A 2,293-nucleotide genomic window follows, 5' to 3' on the forward strand; every position below is an offset into this window, starting at 1 on the left:
CGGCCGTCGGGGAGGGGGTGGCGCTCGGTGCGGACGGGTGGGCGGAGCGCGCGCCGTGCGCCGGTCCCACCAGACGGTTCAGCGTGTAACCGGCGATCCCGGCTAGGACCGCCACGACGAGGACGAACGTGATGTAGGGCAGCAGGCTCTCACGTGGGGCGGGCGGTGGCTCGGCGCGGCTGTCGTAGGCGTCCCTGGCCCGGCTGTCATAGGCGTTGAAGTCGCCGTAATCGTCGCCGTAGTCGTCGTAGACGTCATAGCGCCGGTACTCCTGCGCGGCCGGTGCCATTTACTCCCCAAGGCGTAGGAATGTCACGCTTAAGCGCACCTTACGCGCCCACTGAGGAGCCACCGGGTACCGGCACGATCGGCCGGCCCCGATCGTGTTACCGCGGACCGGCCAGCTCGCCCGGGGTGCCGGTCACCCGCCCGAGGTGCTGGTCAGCCGACCGGGGAGGACTTGGCGACCACGGCGACCAAGAGGCCGCCGCCGGTGGTGAGGAGCATCTGGGTAAGCCGCACGTCGTCACGCACAGCTGTGGCGAGTTCGCGGACCGCCACCGCCTCGGGGCCGGTGGCCTGGCCCCGGGCCAAGGCCAGCACGCTGGCGAACGCCACCACGCCGCCCGGCCGCAGCAGCCGCAGGGCCTGGGCGAGGTATTCGGTGCCCTCACGCCGGTCCGCGTCACAGAACACGAGGTCATAGGCGCCGTCGGTCAGCCGGGGGAGAACGTCGAGGGCGCGGCCGGTGATCAGCCGGCTGCGCCCGGGGGTCATCCCCGCGTCGGCGTAGGTGCGCCGGGCCAGCCGAAGGTGCTCGGCCTCGACGTCGATGGTGGTCAGGGTTCCGTCAGGCCGCATCCCCCGCAACAGCCAGGTACCGGAGACCCCGGTACCTGTGCCGATCTCGACCACCGCGCGGGCGCCCACGGCAGCGGCAAGGAAGCGTAGGACCGCGCCGGTACCCGGGCTGACCGGGACGATCCCGACCTCCTCGGCTCGGGCGCGGGCAGCGCGAAGGATCGGGTCTTCCAGCAGGAAGCCCTCGGCGTAGGCGGCGGCGGACTCGAGTTCGCCGATGTCAGTGTCCGGCATGACTTCCTCAGCCTACGGGAACGGGAGACCGAGGACGCGCGTTCATCTGGTCAACGCGCATCGTGTCGAGGATCGAGGGGAGAAACATCGGTGTCCGCAGCGGGATTCGCCGCTCCCTGGCTGGCTCGTCGGGTACGTTTGACGCGAACCGACCGAGAGGCGGCCGTGGCTGCTCAGGACCCCGGGGCGGGCTCGGACGCCGCCGGCGTCGCCGCCACCGCAGAAGCTTCGGGTTGGGTTCCTCCTTCCTGGGAAGACGTGGTCCGTGAGCACGGCAACCGGGTCTATCGCCTCGCCTACCGCCTCACCGGTAATGCCCACGACGCCGAGGACCTGACACAGGACGTGTTCGTCCGGGTGTTCCGGTCGTTGGCGGACTACACCCCCGGCACCTTCGAGGGATGGCTGCACCGGATCACCACCAATCTCTTCCTCGACCGCATGCGTCGCCAGCAGAAGATCCGGTTCGATGCGCTGCCCGAGGACACCGAGCGACTGGCTGGCCGCGAGGCGAGCCCGGAGGCGGTCTACGCCGAGGCTCATCTCGACGCGGACGTCGAGGCCGCGCTCGCCGCTCTGCCGCCCGACTTCCGGGCCGCCGTCGTGCTGTGCGACATCGAGCAGCTCTCCTACGAAGAGATCGCTCAGACGTTGGGCGTGAAACTGGGCACAGTGCGTAGCCGGATCTCGCGCGGTCGGGCGATGTTGCGCGCGGCGCTGGCTGATCGCGCGCCACGTACTGGTGACGGCGCCGCGTTGTCCGCCGCCGTGACGGTCTCGGACGATGCCCTTCTCGCCGCGGAGCCCGCCGTCGGGCCGGTGGCGGCGGAGCTCGCCGAGGCGGACGTGGCGCCGCCGGACACGACCAGACCGCGTCGGGACCGAGGCGACGATGGGCGGCCCAGAAGCAGGGGACGGCATGGGCCCGTCGCCGCCGGGAGCAAGGGTGGTGCTCCGCGGGAGCGGCGGGCGTGACCGAGCATCTCGGCGATCGGATCTCGCCTCTCATCGACCATCAGCTTGATCATGACGCTCGCGACCGCGCGCTCGCGCATCTTGCCCGCTGCGGGGAGTGCCAGCGGGAGGTGGCGGCCCTGCGGATGGTCAAGGCACGGCTGGTTGCTCTCGATGGCCCGGATCTTCCTGGCGGCCTCGCGGTCCGGCTGCTGAGCCTGGGCGGTCCGACCGCGCTGCCCGC

3 protein-coding genes and 1 pseudogene are annotated in these 2,293 nt (G+C 71.3%); 2 read left to right on the top strand and 2 right to left on the bottom strand.

Annotation, left to right across the window (positions count from 1 at the left end; genetic code table 11):
• A pseudogene (locus AC08ON_RS08930) lies at positions 1–289 on the bottom strand (hypothetical protein); the annotation flags it as partial.
• A 152-nt stretch (positions 290–441) separates the two neighbouring features.
• On the bottom strand, positions 442–1,095 hold the full coding sequence (locus AC08ON_RS08935) for an O-methyltransferase (protein WP_476607107.1): 654 nt from the start codon (positions 1,093–1,095) through the stop codon (positions 442–444).
• A 165-nt stretch (positions 1,096–1,260) separates the two neighbouring features.
• On the opposite strand from AC08ON_RS08935, the gene sigE reads away from it, so the two are divergent.
• Positions 1,261–2,070 (top strand): RNA polymerase sigma factor SigE, encoded by an 810-nt coding sequence (gene sigE / locus AC08ON_RS08940; protein WP_476607106.1) that lies wholly within the window; start codon positions 1,261–1,263, stop codon positions 2,068–2,070.
• A partial coding sequence (locus tag AC08ON_RS08945) for an anti-sigma factor family protein (RefSeq protein WP_476616774.1) occupies positions 2,067–2,293 on the top strand: 227 nt, incomplete at its 3' end. The genes sigE and AC08ON_RS08945, both read left to right, overlap by 4 nt.

The organism is Frankia sp. CoWAU3, assembly GCF_977971855.1.